The organism is Pseudaquabacterium terrae (assembly GCF_013266755.1).
Taxonomy (GTDB): domain Bacteria; phylum Pseudomonadota; class Gammaproteobacteria; order Burkholderiales; family Burkholderiaceae_C; genus Pseudaquabacterium; species Pseudaquabacterium terrae.
In genome coordinates this window covers 296,158-313,772 of sequence record NZ_JABRWJ010000009.1, presented here as the reverse complement: position 1 = coordinate 313,772, position 17,615 = coordinate 296,158, and the positions used below count along the sequence as shown (strand labels likewise).

Annotated in this window: 19 protein-coding genes; 6 read left to right on the top strand and 13 right to left on the bottom strand. The window is 69.4% G+C overall.

The features are described from left to right. Positions 1–35: 35 nt before the first annotated feature. The 7 genes from HLB44_RS28160 to HLB44_RS28130 all read right to left on the bottom strand — a co-directional run bounded on the left by HLB44_RS28160 (position 36) and on the right by HLB44_RS28130 (position 6,608). Positions 36–986, bottom strand: a complete 951-nt coding sequence (locus tag HLB44_RS28160; protein WP_173130888.1) for an MBL fold metallo-hydrolase — start codon at positions 984–986, stop codon at positions 36–38. Between the two features lie 13 nt (positions 987–999). Continuing rightward, positions 1,000–2,208, bottom strand: coding sequence for a hypothetical protein (locus HLB44_RS28155; protein ID WP_173130883.1), 1,209 nt, complete (start codon positions 2,206–2,208; stop codon positions 1,000–1,002). Positions 2,209–2,216: 8 nt separating this feature from the next. After that, positions 2,217–2,639 carry an ExbD/TolR family protein gene (locus HLB44_RS28150; protein WP_173130880.1) on the bottom strand — a complete coding sequence of 141 codons (423 nt, stop codon included), beginning with the start codon at positions 2,637–2,639 and terminating at the stop codon, positions 2,217–2,219. Positions 2,640–2,651: 12 nt separating this feature from the next. Beyond that, positions 2,652–3,080: an ExbD/TolR family protein gene (locus HLB44_RS28145; protein WP_173130877.1), complete on the bottom strand. Its 429-nt coding sequence runs from the start codon at positions 3,078–3,080 to the stop codon at positions 2,652–2,654. A gap of 38 nt (positions 3,081–3,118) precedes the next feature. After that, positions 3,119–3,952, bottom strand: coding sequence for a MotA/TolQ/ExbB proton channel family protein (locus tag HLB44_RS28140; protein ID WP_173130874.1), 834 nt, complete (start codon positions 3,950–3,952; stop codon positions 3,119–3,121). Between the two features lie 95 nt (positions 3,953–4,047). Further along, positions 4,048–4,656: an energy transducer TonB gene (locus HLB44_RS37990; protein ID WP_281375237.1), complete on the bottom strand. Its 609-nt coding sequence runs from the start codon at positions 4,654–4,656 to the stop codon at positions 4,048–4,050. A gap of 392 nt (positions 4,657–5,048) precedes the next feature. Continuing rightward, a complete protein-coding gene (locus tag HLB44_RS28130; protein WP_173130871.1) occupies positions 5,049–6,608 on the bottom strand; it encodes a class I adenylate-forming enzyme family protein in 1,560 nt (519 codons plus the stop codon). Between the two features lie 81 nt (positions 6,609–6,689). On the opposite strand from HLB44_RS28130, the gene apbC reads away from it, so the two are divergent. Then, entirely contained in the window at positions 6,690–7,784 is a 1,095-nt protein-coding gene (gene apbC, locus HLB44_RS28125) for an iron-sulfur cluster carrier protein ApbC (protein WP_173130868.1), read from the top strand. A 4-nt stretch (positions 7,785–7,788) separates the two neighbouring features. On the opposite strand, the gene HLB44_RS28120 is transcribed toward apbC, so the two are convergent. Further along, positions 7,789–8,703, bottom strand: coding sequence for a LysR family transcriptional regulator (locus HLB44_RS28120; RefSeq protein ID WP_173130865.1), 915 nt, complete (start codon positions 8,701–8,703; stop codon positions 7,789–7,791). 101 nt (positions 8,704–8,804) lie between these two features. Here HLB44_RS28120 and HLB44_RS28115 point away from each other — a divergent pair, with 101 nt between their 5' ends. After that, positions 8,805–10,007, top strand: coding sequence for a hypothetical protein (locus HLB44_RS28115; RefSeq protein ID WP_173130863.1), 1,203 nt, complete (start codon positions 8,805–8,807; stop codon positions 10,005–10,007). Next, positions 10,004–11,359 (top strand): alpha/beta hydrolase family protein, encoded by a 1,356-nt coding sequence (locus tag HLB44_RS28110; protein WP_173130860.1) that lies wholly within the window; start codon positions 10,004–10,006, stop codon positions 11,357–11,359. Before HLB44_RS28115 ends, HLB44_RS28110 begins: the two co-directional genes overlap by 4 nt. Here HLB44_RS28110 and HLB44_RS28105 read toward each other — a convergent pair. Further along, positions 11,352–12,335, bottom strand: a complete 984-nt coding sequence (locus tag HLB44_RS28105) for a recombination-associated protein RdgC (RefSeq protein WP_173130857.1) — start codon at positions 12,333–12,335, stop codon at positions 11,352–11,354. The genes HLB44_RS28110 and HLB44_RS28105 overlap by 8 nt on opposite strands. A gap of 164 nt (positions 12,336–12,499) precedes the next feature. On the opposite strand from HLB44_RS28105, the gene HLB44_RS28100 reads away from it, so the two are divergent. Next, the gene (locus HLB44_RS28100) at positions 12,500–12,703 is read left to right on the top strand and encodes a hypothetical protein (protein ID WP_173130854.1); all 204 of its coding nucleotides are present in this window, start codon (positions 12,500–12,502) and stop codon (positions 12,701–12,703) included. Between the two features lie 152 nt (positions 12,704–12,855). Beyond that, complete coding sequence (locus HLB44_RS28095; RefSeq protein ID WP_246312506.1) at positions 12,856–13,269, top strand: response regulator; 414 nt, start codon at positions 12,856–12,858, stop codon at positions 13,267–13,269. A gap of 8 nt (positions 13,270–13,277) precedes the next feature. On the opposite strand, the gene HLB44_RS28090 is transcribed toward HLB44_RS28095, so the two are convergent. Beyond that, on the bottom strand, positions 13,278–13,910 hold the full coding sequence (locus HLB44_RS28090) for a response regulator (protein WP_173130849.1): 633 nt from the start codon (positions 13,908–13,910) through the stop codon (positions 13,278–13,280). A 65-nt stretch (positions 13,911–13,975) separates the two neighbouring features. Here HLB44_RS28090 and HLB44_RS28085 point away from each other — a divergent pair, with 65 nt between their 5' ends. After that, positions 13,976–15,400 (top strand): CHASE3 domain-containing protein, encoded by a 1,425-nt coding sequence (locus HLB44_RS28085; RefSeq protein WP_173130845.1) that lies wholly within the window; start codon positions 13,976–13,978, stop codon positions 15,398–15,400. Positions 15,401–15,420: 20 nt separating this feature from the next. Here the strand turns inward: HLB44_RS28085 and HLB44_RS28080 are convergent, their stop codons facing one another. The 3 genes from HLB44_RS28080 to HLB44_RS28070 are packed head-to-tail and all read right to left on the bottom strand — an operon-like array spanning position 15,421 to position 17,504. Next, positions 15,421–16,062 carry an ATP-binding cassette domain-containing protein gene (locus HLB44_RS28080; protein ID WP_173130842.1) on the bottom strand — a complete coding sequence of 214 codons (642 nt, stop codon included), beginning with the start codon at positions 16,060–16,062 and terminating at the stop codon, positions 15,421–15,423. Between the two features lie 3 nt (positions 16,063–16,065). Further along, positions 16,066–16,761, bottom strand: coding sequence for an ABC transporter ATP-binding protein (locus HLB44_RS28075; protein WP_173130839.1), 696 nt, complete (start codon positions 16,759–16,761; stop codon positions 16,066–16,068). Then, positions 16,761–17,504: an ABC transporter ATP-binding protein gene (locus HLB44_RS28070; RefSeq protein WP_173130836.1), complete on the bottom strand. Its 744-nt coding sequence runs from the start codon at positions 17,502–17,504 to the stop codon at positions 16,761–16,763. The genes HLB44_RS28075 and HLB44_RS28070 overlap by 1 nt, the downstream gene beginning before the upstream one ends. Between the last annotated feature and the right edge of the window lie 111 nt (positions 17,505–17,615).

Sequence of the window (17,615 nt, the reverse complement as noted above, 5' to 3'; positions counted from 1 at the left end):
CGGGCGGCGCTCGGTTCGGCCGCGGCACTGCGGCGTTAGGTCGTGCTGCGGTCGAGCCAGATTGCCAACCCTTGCGCGTTGAGCTCGATGTCCAGGTCCAGGTCGTCGACCGCGGCCACCGGATCGGCGACGCCGTGGCGCGCGAGCTGCTCGCTGTACAGCTCGCCGAGCGCGGTCTTCAGCGCCGCATGGCGGTCGGGTGCACTGCGCAGCCGCAGCGCCAGCGCGACCATCCCATCGAGCTGCTCGTGCAGCAGGTCGGCCAAGCGCGGCGCGCCGGTGACGCGGCCAAAGTGCGTCAGGTACATGCAGCGCGGTGATCGCGCGAGCAGCCGGTCCATCGAGCGTCGCAGCGCATCGGGATCGAACTGCACCGGTGTCGAGGTCGGCAGGATCCAGGCGCCGCGCGTGGTGTCGTGCTCGCGGTACGACAGCCCGAAGGTGTCGCCGGTGAACCAGCCGCCGGAGCGCTCGTCCCAGATGCAGTGGTGGTGACGTGCGTGGCCCGGCGTGTCGATGAAGGTGAGCGGGCGGCCGGCGAGCTCGATCACCTCGCCGTCGGCCGGGCTGCGCACGCGCGTCGCATCGACCGCGTGCAGCCGCCCGTAGGAGCGCTGCATCTCCTCCTCGCCGTAGACCGCCTGGGCGCCGAGGTACAGCGCCAGCGGATTGATCATGTGGCGCGCGCCGCGCGGATGCACCAGCATCGTCGCCTTCGGCAGCGACTGCATCAGCAGCCCGGCACCGCCGGCATGATCGAGGTGCACGTGCGTCGGGATCACGTAGTCGACGGCGTCGGGGCCGAGCCCGAGCGCGTCGAGCACCGCCAGCATGCGCGGCACCGCGTGGTTGGTGCCGGTGTCGACGAACGCCGCGCGGCCGCGTTCGACGATCAGGTAGGCCGCGTCGAAGCGCGGCCGATGAAAGCCGGTGTCGACCGCGTAGAGGTCGTCACCGAGCGGCTCGACGAAGTCGGGCAGGGCCACCGGCGATGGATCGTCAGCCGGCGTGGTTCGCGTACAGCGCCCACAGCCGGCCGAGGTCGGACGAGCCGTCGTTGCCTTGCACGCTGCGCAGCGTCTGCACGGCCTTGGCCTTGCCCTTGCCGGACTGCAGCATCGCCATGCCCAGGCGCAGCTTGGCGTCCTCGGGGCGCTTCAGGCCACCCTTGGCGATGCCTTGTTCGATCATCGGGATGCCCTTGTCGGCCTGGCCCATGGTCACGTAGGCATAACCGAGCGTGATCAGGTCGTTGCCGTCCTTCAGCGCGGCGGCCTCGGTGGCGCGCTGCTCGATCGATGCCTTGGCATCGGCTTCGCGCTGCACCGCCAGGTCGCGCAGGCGCTTGTGGCGATCGGCCTCGGGACCCGTGCCGAGCGCGCCGGCCGCGAAGCCCTTGTCGACGATGGCCTTGCCTTCGGTCGGATAGCCGGCTTGGATGGCGAGCTGCGCCATCTCCATGAAGTCGTCGGTCTTCGACAGGTTGCCGGTGGCGAGCTTCAGGCGCATCACGTCGAGCGCGAAGCGGTCGGAGAAGCCGCTCTTGCGCGGCAGCCGGCCGAGGAAGATGCCCCAGTACTCCTTCTTCGGGTAGTAGGCGAGCAGCTTCTCGAGCGTCGCGGTCTGGCCGGCGCTGTTGTTGGTGCGCGCCTGCGCATCGGCCAGGCGCAGCAGGTCGCCTTCATCGGGGCGGCGACCGCCTTGCTCGGCGGCGCTGACTGCCGCCGCCGACTCGCGCGCGATGGCGCCGTAGTCGCCGCTCTGGCCTTGCACGTAGGCCTGCAGCTGCTTCAGCTGCGCGCTGTGGCTGCCGGCGGCCTGCGCCTTCTGGATCCATTGGCTGGTGCGCGGCCAATCCTTGGCCTGCGAGTAGGCGAACGCCAGCTGCTCGGCGACCTGCGCGGCTTCGGCGCCCGAGACCCGCGGGAACAGCGACTCGAACGCCTGGATCGCGGTGCCGCTCTCGCCGGCGCGCTGCGCGGCGGCGCCGCGCATGCGGTCGATCATGATCTGCTCGGCGCCGGTCTTGCCGCCGATCGCATCGGCTTCGCGGACTTTGGCCAGCGCTTCCTTGGCCTTGCCGGCACGCAGCAGATCGCTGGCCTGCTGCAGCGGCTTGCCGACTTCGGGCCGCACTGCCTGGGCCTGGGCCGAGCCCAGGGCACAGGCCAGCACCGCGGCCGCGGCGAGGGCATGCAACGTCTTCATCGCTTCTCTCAATTCAGGAACTGCTCATTGCCGATGATGCCGATCTTCGTGACGCCCAGGCGCTGCGCATTGGCCATCACCATGGCGACGACCTTGTAGCTAACGAGCTTGTTGGGGCGCAGGTGCACCTCGGGCTGGTCGGGCATCGCGGCAGTTTGTGCCAGGTTGTTGAGCAGTTCGTCCTTGCTGACGATCGCGCCGTTCCAGCCGATCGTGCCGTCGAAGTCGACGTCGATGCGCACGATCTCCGGCGGCTTCGGCGGTGCCGAGCTCGGCCCCACCGGCATGTTCATCTTCACCGCGTGCGTCTGGATCGGGATCGTGATGATCAGCATGATGATCAGCACCAGCATCACGTCGATCAGCGGCGTGGTGTTGATGTCCATCATCACCTCGCCTTCGCCCTCGCCGGAGCCTACTTGCATACCCATGGTCGGCTCCTCTTACTGGTTGGGGGGCGGTTCGGTGATGAAGCCGACCTTGGCGATGCCGGCGCGCTGGCAGGCCACCACCAGGCGGCCGACGCTCTCGTAGCGGGCGTCCTGGTCGCCGCGGATATGCACCTCGGGTTGCGGATCCTTGACCGCTTCCTTCTTCAGCTCTTCGACGAGCTTCTCGGCATCGGGCATGCGCCGCGCATTCCAGTACACGTCGCCATCCTTGCTGACTGCGAGCAGGATGTTCTCCGGCTTGGTCTGCGTCGGGACGTTCTTTTCCTTCGGCAGCTCGAGCTTGACGCTCTGCGTGATCACCGGCGTGGTGATCAGGAAGATGATCAGCAGCACCAACATGATGTCCACGAGGGGCGTCGTGTTGATGGCCGAATTCATCTGTTCTTCTTCGCCATCAGGCGATCCGACGGCCATGGCCATGGCGTTCTCCTATCGCGCGAACAAACGCTGAAAGTGAATCAGCGCTTGCCGGCGAGAAGCACGTTGTGGATATCGGCCGAGAACGCGCGCACGCGCTCCATCACGCTCTTGTTGCGGCGGATCAGCCAGTTGTAGCCCATCACCGCGGGCACCGCGACGGCCAGGCCGAAGGCGGTCATGATCAGCGCTTCGCCGACCGGGCCGGCGACCTTGTCGATCGAGGCCTGGCCCGAGATGCCGATGGCGGTCAGCGCGTGGTAGATGCCCCAGACGGTGCCGAACAGGCCGACGAACGGCGCGGTCGAGCCGACGGTGGCGAGGAAGGCCAGGCCGTCCTGCAGGCGGCTGTTGATGTTGTCGACGGAGCGCTGCACGCTCATGCCGATCCAGGTGTGGCGGTCGATCTGCTCGGTCAGCGTGCCTTCATGGTGTTCGTCGGCTTTCAGGCCCGATTCGGCGATGAAGCGGAAGGCGCTGCCTTCGTCCAGCGTCGATGCGCCCTTGGCGACCGAGCCGGATTTCCAGAAGCCGTCGGTGACCTTGTCGGCGGCCTTCAGCAGCTTGCTCTGCTCCCACAGCTTGGTGAACATGATGTACCAGCTGCCCATCGACATGATGATCATGATGATCAACGTGCCGCGGGTGACGAAGTCGCCTTCCTTCCACATCGCTTCGATGCCGTAGGGGTTGGCGACCGATTCCTTTTCGATCTTGACGGCAGGGGCGGTGGCCACAGCCGGTGCAGCGGCTTCGGCCGCCGGTGCGGAGGCGGCTTGCGCGAGCGCAGGCGTCGGGGCGGTCGTCGAGACCAGGGCGGCGATCGCCAGCAGTGCGGCGGCCAAAGGCGCGCGCAAGAGTTTGTTCAGGAACATGGGTGACTCCAGGCAGGAACGGTCGCGCAGATCTGTTCGGAATTCGTGCTGCGCGCGGGGTGAAAGGAAGGGGGCCGGCGGATGTCCGCGAGCCGTTATTCGAGCTTCCAGTGGTACTCGACCACGGTGGTCGCGCCGACCGGCTTGCCGGTCTCGTCGGTACCGGGCTTGAACGGGCACTTGCTCAAGGCTTCGACCGCGGCGCGGTCGAGCAGGCGATGCTCGCGTGAAGCGCCGGACGCCTTCTCGACCTCGGCCTTCGAGACCTTGCCCGCGGCATCGACCGTGAAGCGGATCTTGGTGACGCCGGTGGCTTCGGCACGCGTTGCAGCGGCCGGGTACTCGGGCTTGTCGCAGGCGTTGACGTTGATCTGCGCAGCGACGGCCACGCGCGGCGCGACCGGTGCCGGCGGTGCGGTCGGTGCCGGCGGCGGCGCCAGCGCCACGGGCGGTGCCGGCGGCGGCGCTTCACGCGTCACGGTGATCGCCGGCGCCGGGGGCGGATTGGCGATCTGCACTTCCGGCGGCGGCACGAAGGACGGCGGCGGCGGCGCCATCTTCGGCGGTGGCGGCAGGTTCTCCGGCGGCGGCGGCGGCGGCGGCTTGACCTCTTCGATGATCTTGGTTTCGATCGGTGCCTTGATCACTTCCACGATCTTGCGCGCGAGGCCATTGATCAATGCCCACCCGAGGATGACGTGCAAGACGATGACTATCAAAAACCCGGTCAGGTGTTTGCCCGGGTTGCGTTGCTGTTGAGCGTAATCCACTCGTTGACCTCCAGACGGCCCGGCGACGGATGTGCCGGGTCTCTGCGACTTTGGTATGTGTATTGATCAGGGGCCGGAGCCGGCCCTTGGCAGCTCGTCCGGCTGCGAAGGGCGTGAATATAGCGTGAATGAATCCGCTGTTCGCTCGGTGCAACACCTTAAGGCGTCAACGCGGTTACGAGCGCGCATGTGCTTGAAGTTTCATCGGCGATGAGGTAAGCAAATCTATCGTTGCGAGGGAGATGCATCCCAATACATGCATGTCACGTGCCAGCCGAATCAGCAGAAATGGTGCGTCTCGGACCGCGCCCGCTGAACCCGCTTCGTTACTGGGTTGCCGCCGAGCCCGACGCGGCGCTCCACGCTTCGCGCAATTCGCGCTTGAGTACCTTGCCGATCGCGCTGCGCGGCAATTCGGCGAACGTGCGCAATGCCGACAGGCGCTGCGTCTTGCCGACCTGGTCATTGGCCCATTGGCGCAGCGTTTGCGCATCCATCGGTTCGCGAAGCACGACACACGCCACCGGCGTCTCACCCCATTCGGCGGACGGAATGCCGATCACCGCCGCATCGGCGACGGCCGGATGACGGCGCAGCACGGCCTCGAGGTCACTCGGGTAGATGTTGAAGCCGCCGCTGATGATCATGTCCTTGCGGCGGTCGTGCAGGATCAGGAAGCCGTCGGCATCGAAGCGGCCGACATCGCCGGTGCGGATGTAGCGCCGGCCTTCGCTGTCGTACCACTCGGCTTCCGTCGTCTTGGCGGGGTGCTTGTGGTAGCCGCTCATCATGCCGGGCGAACGGCCGACGACCTCGCCGCTGTCGCCCGCCGGCACCTCGCGGCCGTCCTCGTCGATCAGCCGGATGTCGTGGCCCTCGGCCGGCTGGCCGACCGTGTGCAGCTTGGTCGGATGCAGGTGCGCCTCCAGGATGCAGGTGCCGCCGCCCTCGGTCATGCCGTAGTACTCGACCAGCGCACCCGGCCAGCGTGCCAGTACATCCGCTTTCAGTTCGGCGTGGAAGGGCGCGCTGGTGCAGAACTTGAAGCGGAACGACGACAGGTCGTGGCGGCCGAAGTCCGGCCGCGCCATCAGCCGCTGGTATTGCACTGGCACCAGCATCGTGTGCGTCGCACGGTGCCGTTCGGCGAGCGCGAGGTACTGCGCGGCATCGAACTTCGGCATCAGCACGACGCAGCCACCCCAGGCCAGCGTCGGGATCACCGAGACCAGCGTGGTGTTGGAATAGAGCGGCGTGGCCGTCAACGTGATCGTCTCGGGTCCGTAGCCGGACTGCACGGCGCGTTGGATGTGGGCCCAGCGCATCGCATGCGGCTGCACGATGCCCTTGGGCGTGCCGGTGGTGCCCGACGAATAGATCAGGTTGAAGGGCCAGGCCGGGTCGATCGGCACCGGGGCGGGGCGGCTGCCCTCGGGCGCGAGCCAGGCCGTGAAGGCCGGCCCGCCGGTGCTGTCGTCGAGCCGCACGTCGTGCACGCCGGGCGGCAGCTTTGCATCGGCGTCGGCCAGCGCGTCGGCCACCGCGCCATCGACGAAGAACAGCCGCGCATCGGCATCGTCGACCATCGCCAGCAGCTGCGCGGCAGTCGAGCCCGGCGCCAGCGGCGCTACGCCCAAGCCGGCGCGCAATGCGCCGACGAACAGCGCGAGGTAGTCGATGCTCGCTGCGGCGCAGATGGCGATCGTCTCGCGCGGCGCCAACCGATCACGCTGCAACGACGCGGCGATGCGGTCGATGCGCTCGTCGAAGCCCTGGTAATCCAGGCACACATCGCCGCAGCACACCGCTCGCGCCGTCGGCTGGCGCTCGGCGTGTTCGTGCACCAGCGAGGCCAGGTCGCGGAAGTCGGGCGGTGTCGTGCTCATCGGCGAGGTTCCTTCGAAGGGCCGAATTCATTCTAGGCAGCGCGCTGGCGCTAGACTGCCCGGTCGCCTCTGCTGCTCATCATGACCACCGTTACCGAAGCCGCGCTGCTCGAAGCGCTGAAGACCGTCGCCGATCCCCACACCGGCAAGGACTATGTCTCGTCGCGCCAGCTGAAGAATCTGCAGATCAGCGGCAGCGACGTCTCGTTCGAGGTGACGCTGGGTTATCCGGCGAAGAGCCTGATCCCGGCGTTGCATGGCCGGCTCGTCGATGCCGCGCGCAGCGTGCCCGGGGTCGACAAGGTCAATGCAGTGGTCAGCGCCAAGGTCACCGCGCACGCGGTGCAGCGCGGCGTGCAGCTGCTGCCCTCGGTCAAGAACATCATCGCCGTCGCGTCCGGCAAGGGCGGCGTCGGCAAGAGCACAACGGCGGCGAACCTGGCGCTGGCGCTGGCTGCCGAGGGCGCGACCGTCGGCGTGCTCGATGCCGACATCTACGGCCCGAGCCAGCCCATGATGCTGGGCGTCAGCGGCAAGCCCGAGAGCAGCGACGGCAAGACGATGGAGCCGCTGATCGGCCATGGCATCCAGGTGATGTCGATCGGCTTCCTGGTCGAGCCGGACCAGGCGATGATCTGGCGCGGGCCGATGGCCACGCAGGCGCTCGAGCAGTTGCTGCGGCAGACCAACTGGCGCGACATCGACTACCTGATCGTCGACCTGCCGCCCGGCACCGGCGACATCCAGCTGACCTTGTCGCAGCGCGTGCCGCTGACCGGTGCGGTGATCGTCACGACGCCACAGGACATCGCGCTGCTCGATGCGAAGAAGGGCGTCGCGATGTTCGAGAAGGTCGGCGTGCCGATCCTCGGGCTGATCGAGAACATGGCCGTCTACAACTGCCCGAACTGCGGCCACACCGAGCACATCTTCGGCGCCGACGGCGGCAAGCGCATGGCCGCCGAATTCAACATGGACTACCTGGGCGCGCTGCCGCTGACGCGCGGGATCCGCGAGCAGGCCGACTCCGGCACCCCCACCGTGGTTGCCGAGCCGGACGGCGAGGTCGCCGCGACCTACCGCTCGATTGCCCGCCAGGTGGCCGTGAAGATCGCCGAGAAGGCCAAGGATTTCAGCGCCAAGTTCCCGACGATCACCGTCAGCAAGAACACCTGAAGGTTCAGCGCCGCGCCCGCGCGATCTCGCGCACCAGCGCGACGAAGGTGGCGGTCGGGCCGTTGCTGTCGGCCGCGCGCCAGGCCAGCGTCAGCGGTGCGTCGAGCGTGACGCCGCGCTCGAACGGGCAATAGACGATCGCATGCGGCTGCGCGCCGGTCATCGAGGCCGGCACCACCGACAGCCCGACGCCGGCGGCAACCAGGTTCAGGTTGGTCATCATGCGTTCGACCTCGGCGACGATCAGCGGCTGCACGCCGCGCGTGGCACACAGCGCCAGCAGGTTCGCGTAGAGCCCCGGCGCACCGGGGCGGCGCACGAGGATCATGCGTTCGCCTTCCAGTTCCGCCAGCGCCACCGGCTGCGGCTTGCCGCGGCGCAGCCGCGCGAGGCGGTGATCCAGCGGCAGCGCCAGCACGGCCGGCTCGTTCAACAGCGTTTCCAGCTGCACGCCCGCCGGCCGTGCAACCGGCACGCGCAGGAAGCCGCAATGCAGCCGACCGGTGGCGATCGCTTCGGTGATCGTCGCGGCGTTGTCCTCGCTCAACTGCAGCTCGATGCCCGGATAGCGGCTGCGGCAGGCGCGCAGCGCCTCGGGCGTGAAGGCATGCGCTGCCGCCGAGCTGGTGAAGGCGACCGCGAGCCGTCCCTGCAGGCCGCGCGCGATGCGCGACATCCGCTGCTGCATCGCCGCAACGTCGTCGACGATGCGCCGCGCTTCGGCTTCGAACTGCCGGCCGGCCTCGGTCAGCGCGACGCCCTTCGGATGGCGCTGCAGCAGCGTGACGCCGAGCGACTGCTCGAGCGCCTTGATCTGCTGGCTCAGCGGGGGTTGCTGGATGCCGAGCGTGGCGGCGGCGCGCGTCATGTGACCGGCTTCGGCCACGGCGAGGAAATAGCGCAGGTGTCGCAATTCCATATGTGAATCATATCGAGATTGCTAGTTCGAGATATTTGACCTGCAGTGACCGCCGCCCTATCGTCACGCCGCCTTCCCATTTCGAGACGAGAGAGCAGGACATGAAACGCTGGTGCTGGATGCTGTTGATGACCCTGGGCGCCGGCATGCCGGCTTTCGCCGACCCGGTGCGCGTGCTGTTCGTCGGCAACAGCTACACCTTCGGCCGAGTCGACCCGGTGATGAGCTACAACGCCGCCAACGTCAACGACCTGACGTTTCCGATGTGGCAGGCCAATCCGACGGGCAGCAATGCCTTCGAGCCGCATCCCTGGGGCGGCGTCGCCGGCATCTTCCAGCGCTTCACGGTGCAGGCCGGGCTCGACTACGAGGTCTCGATGTCGACGCGCAATGCCGCTTCGCTGCGCGGCCATTTCCTGAACAGCAATCCAGCGGGCTGGGACCTGCGCGGCAACATCGGTTCGCAGACCTGGAACCAGGTGGTGCTGCAGGAGCAGAGCGACGAGCCGCTGACCAAGCAGCCCGGCCTGGCGTCGAACCCCGCTTACTTTACGGCTTATGCGAACAAGATCGAGGACTTCGTGCACGATGGCGTGGCGCACAGCTACCGCGAGCGCGACCTGATCGGCGGCAGCACCGGAGCCTGCCAGGCCCTGACGGGCGCCTCTGCGACGACCTGCAACACCCTGCGCAGCGTGCCGGCGAATCCGAACGCCAGCAGCGTCACCGAGCTCTACCTGTACCAGACCTGGGCGCGGCCGAACCTGATCAACGCGCCGTTCACCACGGTGACCGATCCGGTGACCGGCGAGGTCAGCTTCACGGCGACGCCGGCGGCCTCGTTCTACCCGACGCTCGAGGCGATGACCGGCGACCTGCACTCGGCCTACTACGGCGCAGCCGAGGCGAACAGCGGCATCGCGGGCGTCGCACCGGTCGGCGATGCCTTCCTGCGCGCGGTGACCGAAGGCGTGGCGACGCGCAACATGTATGCCCCCGGCGCCGCCAGCGACGGCCTGATCGACCTGTGGTTCGACGACGGCACGCATGCCAGCCGGCACGGCTCGTACCTGAGCGCGCTGACTTTGTTCGGCACGCTGACCGGGCTCGATCCGCTGTCGCTGGGCGCCGGCGAGATCGCTGCATTCGAGCTGGGCATCCGCGCCGCCGACGCGCGTGCGCTGCAGCGCATCGCCAGCGAGCAGCTCGGCTTCGTGCAGGCGGTGCCCGAGCCGGGGGGCGCCGGCATGGCGCTGTCGGCCCTGCTGATCGCGGCGCTCGTCCTGCGCCGGCGCGCCCGATGAGGGTCGGATTTCGACGCCGGGTCGCGAGTGTCGCGCTGTGTTGGCTGGCGGCGGCCTGCTCGACGCCACCCGAGTCGGCACCCGTCGCTGAAGCCGTACCGGCCGAACAAGCCTGCCCGGCCGGCCTGCCCGAGGGCAGCCGCTGTTTCGGCGGCCGCGATTCGGCAGGCGCGTTCTACGTGATCGCTCGGCCGCGCGAGTGGAACGGCGTGCTGGTGCTGCACGCGCACGGCGGCCCGTCGCTGGGCGCGCCGCGCCTGGAACGCACGATCGAGGACCTGCAGCGCTGGGCGATCTTCGTGCGCGCCGGCTACGCGTGGGCCGGATCGAGCTTCCGCCAGGGCGGCGTTGCGGTCACCGCGGCGGCCGAGGACACCGAACGCCTGCGCCGCATCGCGCTGCAGATGCCCGGGCTGCAGCCGCGGCGCACGATCCTGCACGGCCAGTCCTGGGGCGCCGGCGTCGCGGCGCGCGCGGCCGAGCTGTACGGCGCGCCGGCCAGCGGCGCCCGCCCGTACGACGCGGTGCTGCTGACCAGCGGCGTGCTCGGCGGTGGCAGCCGCTCGTACGACTTCCGGCTCGATCTGCGCGTGGTCTACCAGCAGCTGTGCAACAACCATCCGCGACCCGACGAGCCGGCCTACCCGCTGTGGATGGGCTTGCCCGCAGGCGCGACGCTGACGCAGGCGCAGCTCGCCGTTCGGATCAACGAGTGCCTGGCGCTCGACCGGCCCGCGGCGCAACGCACGCGCGAGCAGCAGGCTCGGGTCGAAACGATCGAGCGGGTGATCCGCATTCCCGAGCGCTCGATCCTGGGCCACCTGAACTGGGCCACCTGGCACTTCCAGGACATCGTGCAGCGCCGCACCGGCGGCGGCAATCCGTTCAGCAACGAGGGCGTGCGCTACGCCGGCTCGGCCGACGATGCGGCGCTGAATGCCGCCGTGCCGCGTTACCGCGCCGATGCGGCGGCGCTGCAGCGCTTCGCCGCCGACGCCGATCCGAGCGGCCGCATCGCCGTGCCGGTGCTGAGCGTGCGTGGCATCGACGATCCGATCGCCTTCGTCGAGCTCGACAGCGTGTTCGGCGACACGATGCGCGCGGCGGGCGCCGGCGAGCGGCTGCTGCAGACCTTCACCGCGCATGCCGAGCACAGCTACCTGGCCGACCCGGTTTACCCGGCGCTGGCCGCGGCGCTGCTGGAGTGGGCGGCGAGCGGCCGACGGCCCAGCGCCGATGCGGTTGCCGAGCGCTGCCGCGCGTTCGAGGCGAGTTACGGACCCGGCTGCCGCTTCCTGCCGGCCTACCGGCCGGCGCCGCTCGAGACGCGCGTGCCGGCGCGCCTCAAGTAGCGACGGCTTCGGCGGGTTCCCACGGCGGAATGCCGTCGGCGCTGGCCGCTGCCGCGGGGGCCGCGGCCGGTGCGGGCGCGCCACCGATCACCTGCTCGCCGCCCAGCGCATCGATCAGCTCGCCGATCAGCGGCGCCAGCTCGCCGGTGGCGATCGCGGCGTCGGCGTCGAAGCCTTCGTCCTTCGAGGCCTTGCGGCCTTCGAACACGCCGTCGAGGAAAGCGAGCCTCCTGATCTGCAGCGCTTCGGTCAACACGAAGGAGACGCGGTCGTTCCAGGTCAGCGCCAGCCGTGTCGGCTGCTTGCCGGCGGCGATGTGGCCGCGGATCTCGTCGATGTCGAGCGCGTGGCGGGCATAACGCACGACCGGCTTCTCGCCGTCGCTGGCCTTCAGCTCGCAGTCGCGATCGACGGTGAAGCCCGACGGCGCCTCGCCGCTGACCAGCCAGTCGGCCATCGCCGCCGCCGGCGACAGCGCGGTCTGCACCGCGTGCGCGGCGAAACCCGGCAGCGACTTGGTCAGCAGCGTGATCACCTCGTCGGCCACCTTGGCGCTGCCGGCATCGATCATCAACAGGCGCTCGGCCGGCGCGATCCACAGCCGCACGCTGGCGCGCTTGGTGAAGGCCTGCGGCAGCAGCTCGAGCTGGACCTGGTCCTTCAGCTCGCGCAGCTGCTTCTTGCCGGGCTTGCGGCCGGTGTCGCGCTCGATGCGCTCGGCCAGCGCTTCGACCTGGCGCCGCACGACCGCACCCGGCAGCACCTTCTGCTCGATCAGCAGGGTCAGCAGCCACTGGCCGTCGATCAGCTCGATCAGCGGGGCGTGGGCGACGCCGCGCGGCTCGACCCAGCCGGCGGAGCGCGCCTGCGTCGCACCGCATTCGACGAAACGTGCCGCGGCCAGCGCGGCTTCGAGATCGGCGGGCGCGGCCGACCAGTCGGGCGCCAGGCGATGAACGATCAGGTTCTTGAACACGAAGGCTTCGGGGAGGGATGAACGAGGGAGCGCGATTGTGCCTGCCACCTCCGGCCGTATAGGCGTTGTCCTACACGCGAAACGGCGCTGCGCCGATTCGCGAATGGGCAAGAGCTGCCTAGAGTCAGCGCCAGCCCGCCTGCGCCGTACCCTGGAGACGCCCGATGAAGCTCAGCCGCCGCCCCCGGCCTCGTGAGATCGACAGCAAGATCGACGACACGCTGCTGGGCTACGAAGCGGCGACGCCGCACCTGACGGTTCCTTCGGGCAGCTTCCCGAGCAGCCGGACCCGACGTCGCGGCGGCCGCGCCGGAGCGCGGTCGCTGTTGGCGGCGTTCGCGGCGGTCATCATGGCGCTGCCCGGCTGACCGGCGCTGAAAGCCCGTGCACCCGGGCTGGCGCTCCACAATCAAAACAGCGGCATGACAACCGGCGCGGGGCTTCGATAATGCGCGACCCTGGCCAGAACCCGACCGCGGCACCTCGCCTGCGACCCGCCGTGCGCGAACCAGACCCCCGCTTGTCCGAAGCCTCCGAAGCCGGCGCCGTGCGCCGGCTGCGCTGTTTCATCGTCGAAGACAGCGCGGTGATCCGGCAGAACCTGGTCGCGATGCTCGAGGATCTGTTGCCGATCGACGTCGTCGGTCACGCCGAGGACCAGGCGCAGGCGCTGGGCTGGCTCGAATCGGCGGACGGTTTCTGCGATCTGCTGTTGATCGACATCTTCCTGAAGGTCGGCTCCGGGCTGCCGGTGCTGGCCGCCGCGCAGGCCAGCGGCCGTGCCGGCAAGCTGGTCGTGCTCAGCAACTACGCCACGCCGGACATCCGCCGCCGCTGCGCCGCGCTGGGCGCCGACCGCGTCTTCGACAAGTCGAGCGAGCTCGAGGAGCTGATCGCCTACTGCGCCGACATCGGCGCGGGCGAGCGTTCATGAACGCGCCGCTACTGGATCAACCCGTTCTTCAGCGCGTAATAGGTCAGGTCGCTGTTGGTCGCCAGCTTCATCTTTTCCATGACGCGGGTGCGGTAAGTGCTGACGGTCTTCACCGACAAGGCCATGCTGTCGGCCATATGACCGATCGTCTCGCCCTTGGCCAGGCGCAGGAAGACCTGGAATTCACGCTCGGAGAGCAGCTCGTGCTGCGGCTTGTCGGCGTTGCTGGACAGGCTGTCGGCCAGCCGCTCGGCCACCGCCGGGGTGATGTACTTGCGCCCGCGCACGACGGTGCGGATCGCGCGCAGGATGTCCTCGGGGTCGCAGTCCTTGTTCAGGTAGCCGCTGGCCCCTTGCTTCAGCAGCGCGGTGGCGTAGTGCTCCTCCGGCAGGCCGCTCAGGATCAGCACCGGCAGGTCCGGCGCGCGCGCCTTGATCGCCGCCAGCGCATCGACGCCGCCCTGGCCGGGCATCGACAAGTCCATCAGCATCACGTCGATCTCGCCGCCGCGCAGCAGCTCCACCGCTTCGCGGCCGTTGGCCGCCTCGCCGGTGACGCGCAGGTCGACCTGGTCGGCGAAGAACTGGCGCAGGCCCGCGCGCACCACGGCATGGTCGTCGACGATCGCGATGCGGATCATGCGCTTCATCCCTCCGGGCGGTGCTCGCGCGAGTGTAGGCCGCCTCGGGCCATCGGAGTGCGGCGATGACGCTCTCCGGCTGGCTGCGGCGCCTGCGCGACAGCGCCTTCGCGCTGCCGTTGGCGGTGCTGGCGGGCGGGCTGATCATCGCCGTCAGCGAAGGCGGCTACCAGCAAGCGCGCACCACGCTGGACCGGCTGGTCGAGATGGGCCAGGCGCGGCTGGCGGTGTATGCGGTGATGCGGCGCACGGTCGACGTCGAATCGAGCCAGCGCGGCTACCTGCTGACCTTGCGCGACGAGTACCTGGCGCCCTTCGACAGCGCCGCCGCCGAGCTGGAGCAGAGCCTGCTGAGCCTGCGCGACTACTACGAGAACCTGGGCGATGCGCAGGCGCGGCCGGTCGCGCGGGAGCTCGCCGAAACCGTCGCGCTGAAGGTCAGCGAAGCGAAGGAGACGATCCGCCTGGCGCGTGAAGGCCGCATCGACACCGCGCGCGAGATCGTGATGACCAACATCGGCCGCGACCAGATGGAATTCATCCGCCAGCGCGGCGAGCAGCTGATGGCGCTGGAGAGCCGCCGCGTCGAGCGCAGCCTGAAGCGCATCTTCGGCACGCTGCTGCTGAACCGCATCGGCGTCGCGACGCTGACCGGCGCCAGCGTGCTGGCGCTGATCCTCTTCCTGCGCCAGCGCCAGACGATGGAGAAGCAGCGCCGCAGCCAGCAGCAGGCGTTGCAGGCCGAGCGCGACCGGCTCGAGGTGCAGGTGCGCCGACGCACCAACGACCTGACCGAACTGACGCGCCACCTGCAGACGGCGCGCGAGGACGAGCGCCAGCGCCTGGCGCGTGAGCTGCACGACGAGCTCGGCGCGCTGCTCACGGCAGCCAAGCTCGACGCCGCGCGCATCAAGCCGCGGCTGGCCAAGGCCGCGCCCGAGGCGCTGGAGCGGCTCGATCACCTGACCGCGACGCTGAACAGCGGCATCGCGCTGAAGCGCCGCATCATCGAGGACCTGCGGCCATCGTCGCTGAGCACGCTGGGCCTGGTCGCCGCGCTCGAGATCCAGTGCCGCGAATTCGCCGAGCGCAGCGGGCTGAACGTCGAGGCGTCGCTGGCGCCGGTGCGGCTGACGCCGGAAGCCGAGCTGACGGTGTTCCGGCTGGTCCAGGAGGCCTTCACGAACATCGCCAAGTACGCCAACGCGCGCAGCGTCGACGTGACCCTGTCGGTCGACGAAGGGGCGGCCTGCATCGAGGTCGACGACGATGGCCGCGGCTTCGATGCGCAGGCCGAGGTGCCGGGCCGGCATGGCCTGCGCGGCATGCGCTACCGCGTCGAATCCGACGGCGGGCAGTTCGAGGTCGAGGCCGCGCCGGGCCGCGGCACGCGGGTGCGCGCGCGCATTCCGCAGCAGCCCGAAGCGGCGGTCGGCGAGCCGGCGGAAGAAGGCGTCGCGGACGCCACGGACGGGCCGTCGCGCGGATAAAAATCCTTGGCGGTGCGTCCTCAAGGCGCCAGCGCGCCGAGGTACTGCCGCACGCGCGGCTCGGCCACCAGGTGCTCGAAGTCCGGCAGGGGTGTCACGCTGCCCTGGTGCACGAACAGGAAACCCTCGCAGATCTCGCGCAGGATCTCGACGTGGAAGCGTTCGTTCGGGTGCAGGCACAGCAGCACCAGCCGGCCTTCGCTGCGCAGCTGGCGGAAGAAGTCGAGCATGAAGCCGATGTAGCCGTCCTGGGTGTTGAACTGCGGCTCGTCGAACAGGTGCACCCAGGGGGCATCCGACGCCGCTGCGTCGAGCATCCAGTCCGGCTTGCGACGCTGGAAGCGGCGCAGCTGGTAGCTCTGGTGGTAGTGGATCGCCAGCCGGTCGCGCTCTTTCGTGCGCACGCCGTGGATGTCCTGGCCGCGCACCAGCACGCGGCCGGCATCGGGCAGGTTGCTGCCGGTGACCAGCTCGAACAGCGTGGTCTTGCCCGAGCCGTTGGGGCCGAGCACGCCGATCACCGCGGGGGCATCGAGGCGGAAGTCGGCCTGCAGCGAGAAGGTCGTGCGGCGCGCGAGCGGCGGCCCGCGGCGGTAGTGGCGCGCAAGGCCCTCGACCTGCAGCAGCGGTGGTGTGGGGTTGATGCTGGCCGCGTCATTCATATGCTAGACACCCAGCAGCTGCCGGCGCTTCGAGGCGTCCTCGCGCAGCTCGGCCGCCGGCCCGTCGTGCACGATGCGGCCGGCGCTCATGACGCAGGCGCGGTCGGCCACCGCCAGCGCGCTCGACACGTTCTGCTCGACGACCAGCGCGGCGACGCCCTCGTCCTTCAGCCGGCGGATCGTCGCCATCACGTCCTGCACCACCTTCGGCGCCAGGCCCTGGCTCGGCTCGTCGAACAACACCAGCCCCGGCGCGCCGAGCAGCGCGCGCGAGATCGCCACCATCTGCATCTCGCCGCCGGACAGGTTCTCGCATTCGCGCGGCATCAGGTGTTCCAGCGCGCTGAAGATGCCGAAGCAGTCGGCGAGCTTCCAGCGCTTGAAGCGCGTGGACTTGCCGGCGATCGCCAGATTGCGCGCGACCGTCAGCGTCGGGAAGATGCGGCGGTCGTCCGGCACCCAGCCGATGCCGGCGCGGGCGATGGCATGCGTCGGCGCATGCGTGATCTCGCGGCCGTCAAAGCGGATTGCGCCGCTGCGGGCCGGCGTCAGGCCGAGGATCGAGCGCAGCGTCGTCGTCTTGCCGGCGCCGCTGGCGCCGAGCAGCGCCAGCACCTCGCCGGCGCGCACGGCGAGCGACACGCCGAAGAGGACCTGCGTCTCGCCGTAGTACGTGTCGATGCGATCTACGGACAACATCACTGCAAGGCCCCCAGGTTCGAACGTTGCACCCATTCATTGCGCCGCAGCTCGTCCGGTGTGCCCTCGGCGATCACCTGGCCCCAATGGATCACGGTGATGCGGTCGGCCAGGCCGAACAGGAAGCGCATGTCGTGCTCGATGATCACGATCGTCAGCTGGCGCCGCAGCTCGCCGATCAGCTCGACCAGCCGCGCGGTGCCGTCGGCGCCCAGGCCGGCGGTCGGCTCGTCGAGGAACATCAGCCGCGGCGCGGCGGCCAGCGCAACGCCGATCTCCAGCGCGCGGCGGTCGCCATAGGACAGGCGCTTCGCCGGCACGTGTTCCTTGCCTTTCAGCCCGACGCGCGCCAGCACCTGCGCCGCGGCGTCCTGCGCGCCACTGTCGGCGCCGAGGTCGCGCCACGGATCGAAGCCGTGCTGACGCACGAAAGGCGTGGCCACGAGCACGTTGTCCAGCGCCGAGTCGTCGTTGAACAGGTTCATCGCCTGGAACGAGCGCGCGATGCCCTTGCGCGCGATCACCCGCGGCGGCAGCCCGGTGATGTCCTCGCCGGCGAAGCGCACGCAGCCGCGATCGGGCTTGTAGCGGCCCGTCAGCAGGTGGAAGCAGGTCGTCTTGCCAGCGCCGTTCGGTCCCATGATGCCGGCCAGCATGCCTTCGTCGAAGGCCAGCGAGACGTTCTGCAGCACGACCTGGTCGCCGAAGCGTTTGGCGAGGCCCTGGGCTTCAAAGAGGGGCATGTCAGTGGTCCATCGCGATTCGTGGCGCCGGCGGCGAATGAAGCGCCACGGGTGGCAGCTCGCGGCCCAGTGCGGACGTTCGGCGCCGCATGCAGAGACAGAGCGAGCCAA

Coding starts and splice junctions, on each gene's coding strand:
- HLB44_RS28155 (WP_173130883.1), bottom strand. CDS start 2,208: ATGAAGACGTTGCATGCCCTCGCCGCGGCCGCGGTGCTGGCCTGTGCC.
- HLB44_RS28150 (WP_173130880.1), bottom strand. CDS start 2,639: ATGGGTATGCAAGTAGGCTCCGGCGAGGGCGAAGGCGAGGTGATGATG.
- HLB44_RS28145 (WP_173130877.1), bottom strand. CDS start 3,080: ATGGCCATGGCCGTCGGATCGCCTGATGGCGAAGAAGAACAGATGAAT.
- HLB44_RS28140 (WP_173130874.1), bottom strand. CDS start 3,952: ATGTTCCTGAACAAACTCTTGCGCGCGCCTTTGGCCGCCGCACTGCTG.
- HLB44_RS28130 (WP_173130871.1), bottom strand. CDS start 6,608: ATGAGCACGACACCGCCCGACTTCCGCGACCTGGCCTCGCTGGTGCAC.
- apbC (WP_173130868.1), top strand. CDS start 6,690: ATGACCACCGTTACCGAAGCCGCGCTGCTCGAAGCGCTGAAGACCGTC.
- HLB44_RS28120 (WP_173130865.1), bottom strand. CDS start 8,703: ATGGAATTGCGACACCTGCGCTATTTCCTCGCCGTGGCCGAAGCCGGT.
- HLB44_RS28115 (WP_173130863.1), top strand. CDS start 8,805: ATGAAACGCTGGTGCTGGATGCTGTTGATGACCCTGGGCGCCGGCATG.
- HLB44_RS28110 (WP_173130860.1), top strand. CDS start 10,004: ATGAGGGTCGGATTTCGACGCCGGGTCGCGAGTGTCGCGCTGTGTTGG.
- HLB44_RS28100 (WP_173130854.1), top strand. CDS start 12,500: ATGAAGCTCAGCCGCCGCCCCCGGCCTCGTGAGATCGACAGCAAGATC.
- HLB44_RS28090 (WP_173130849.1), bottom strand. CDS start 13,910: ATGATCCGCATCGCGATCGTCGACGACCATGCCGTGGTGCGCGCGGGC.
- HLB44_RS28085 (WP_173130845.1), top strand. CDS start 13,976: ATGACGCTCTCCGGCTGGCTGCGGCGCCTGCGCGACAGCGCCTTCGCG.
- HLB44_RS28080 (WP_173130842.1), bottom strand. CDS start 16,062: ATGAATGACGCGGCCAGCATCAACCCCACACCACCGCTGCTGCAGGTC.
- HLB44_RS28075 (WP_173130839.1), bottom strand. CDS start 16,761: ATGTTGTCCGTAGATCGCATCGACACGTACTACGGCGAGACGCAGGTC.
- HLB44_RS28070 (WP_173130836.1), bottom strand. CDS start 17,504: ATGCCCCTCTTTGAAGCCCAGGGCCTCGCCAAACGCTTCGGCGACCAG.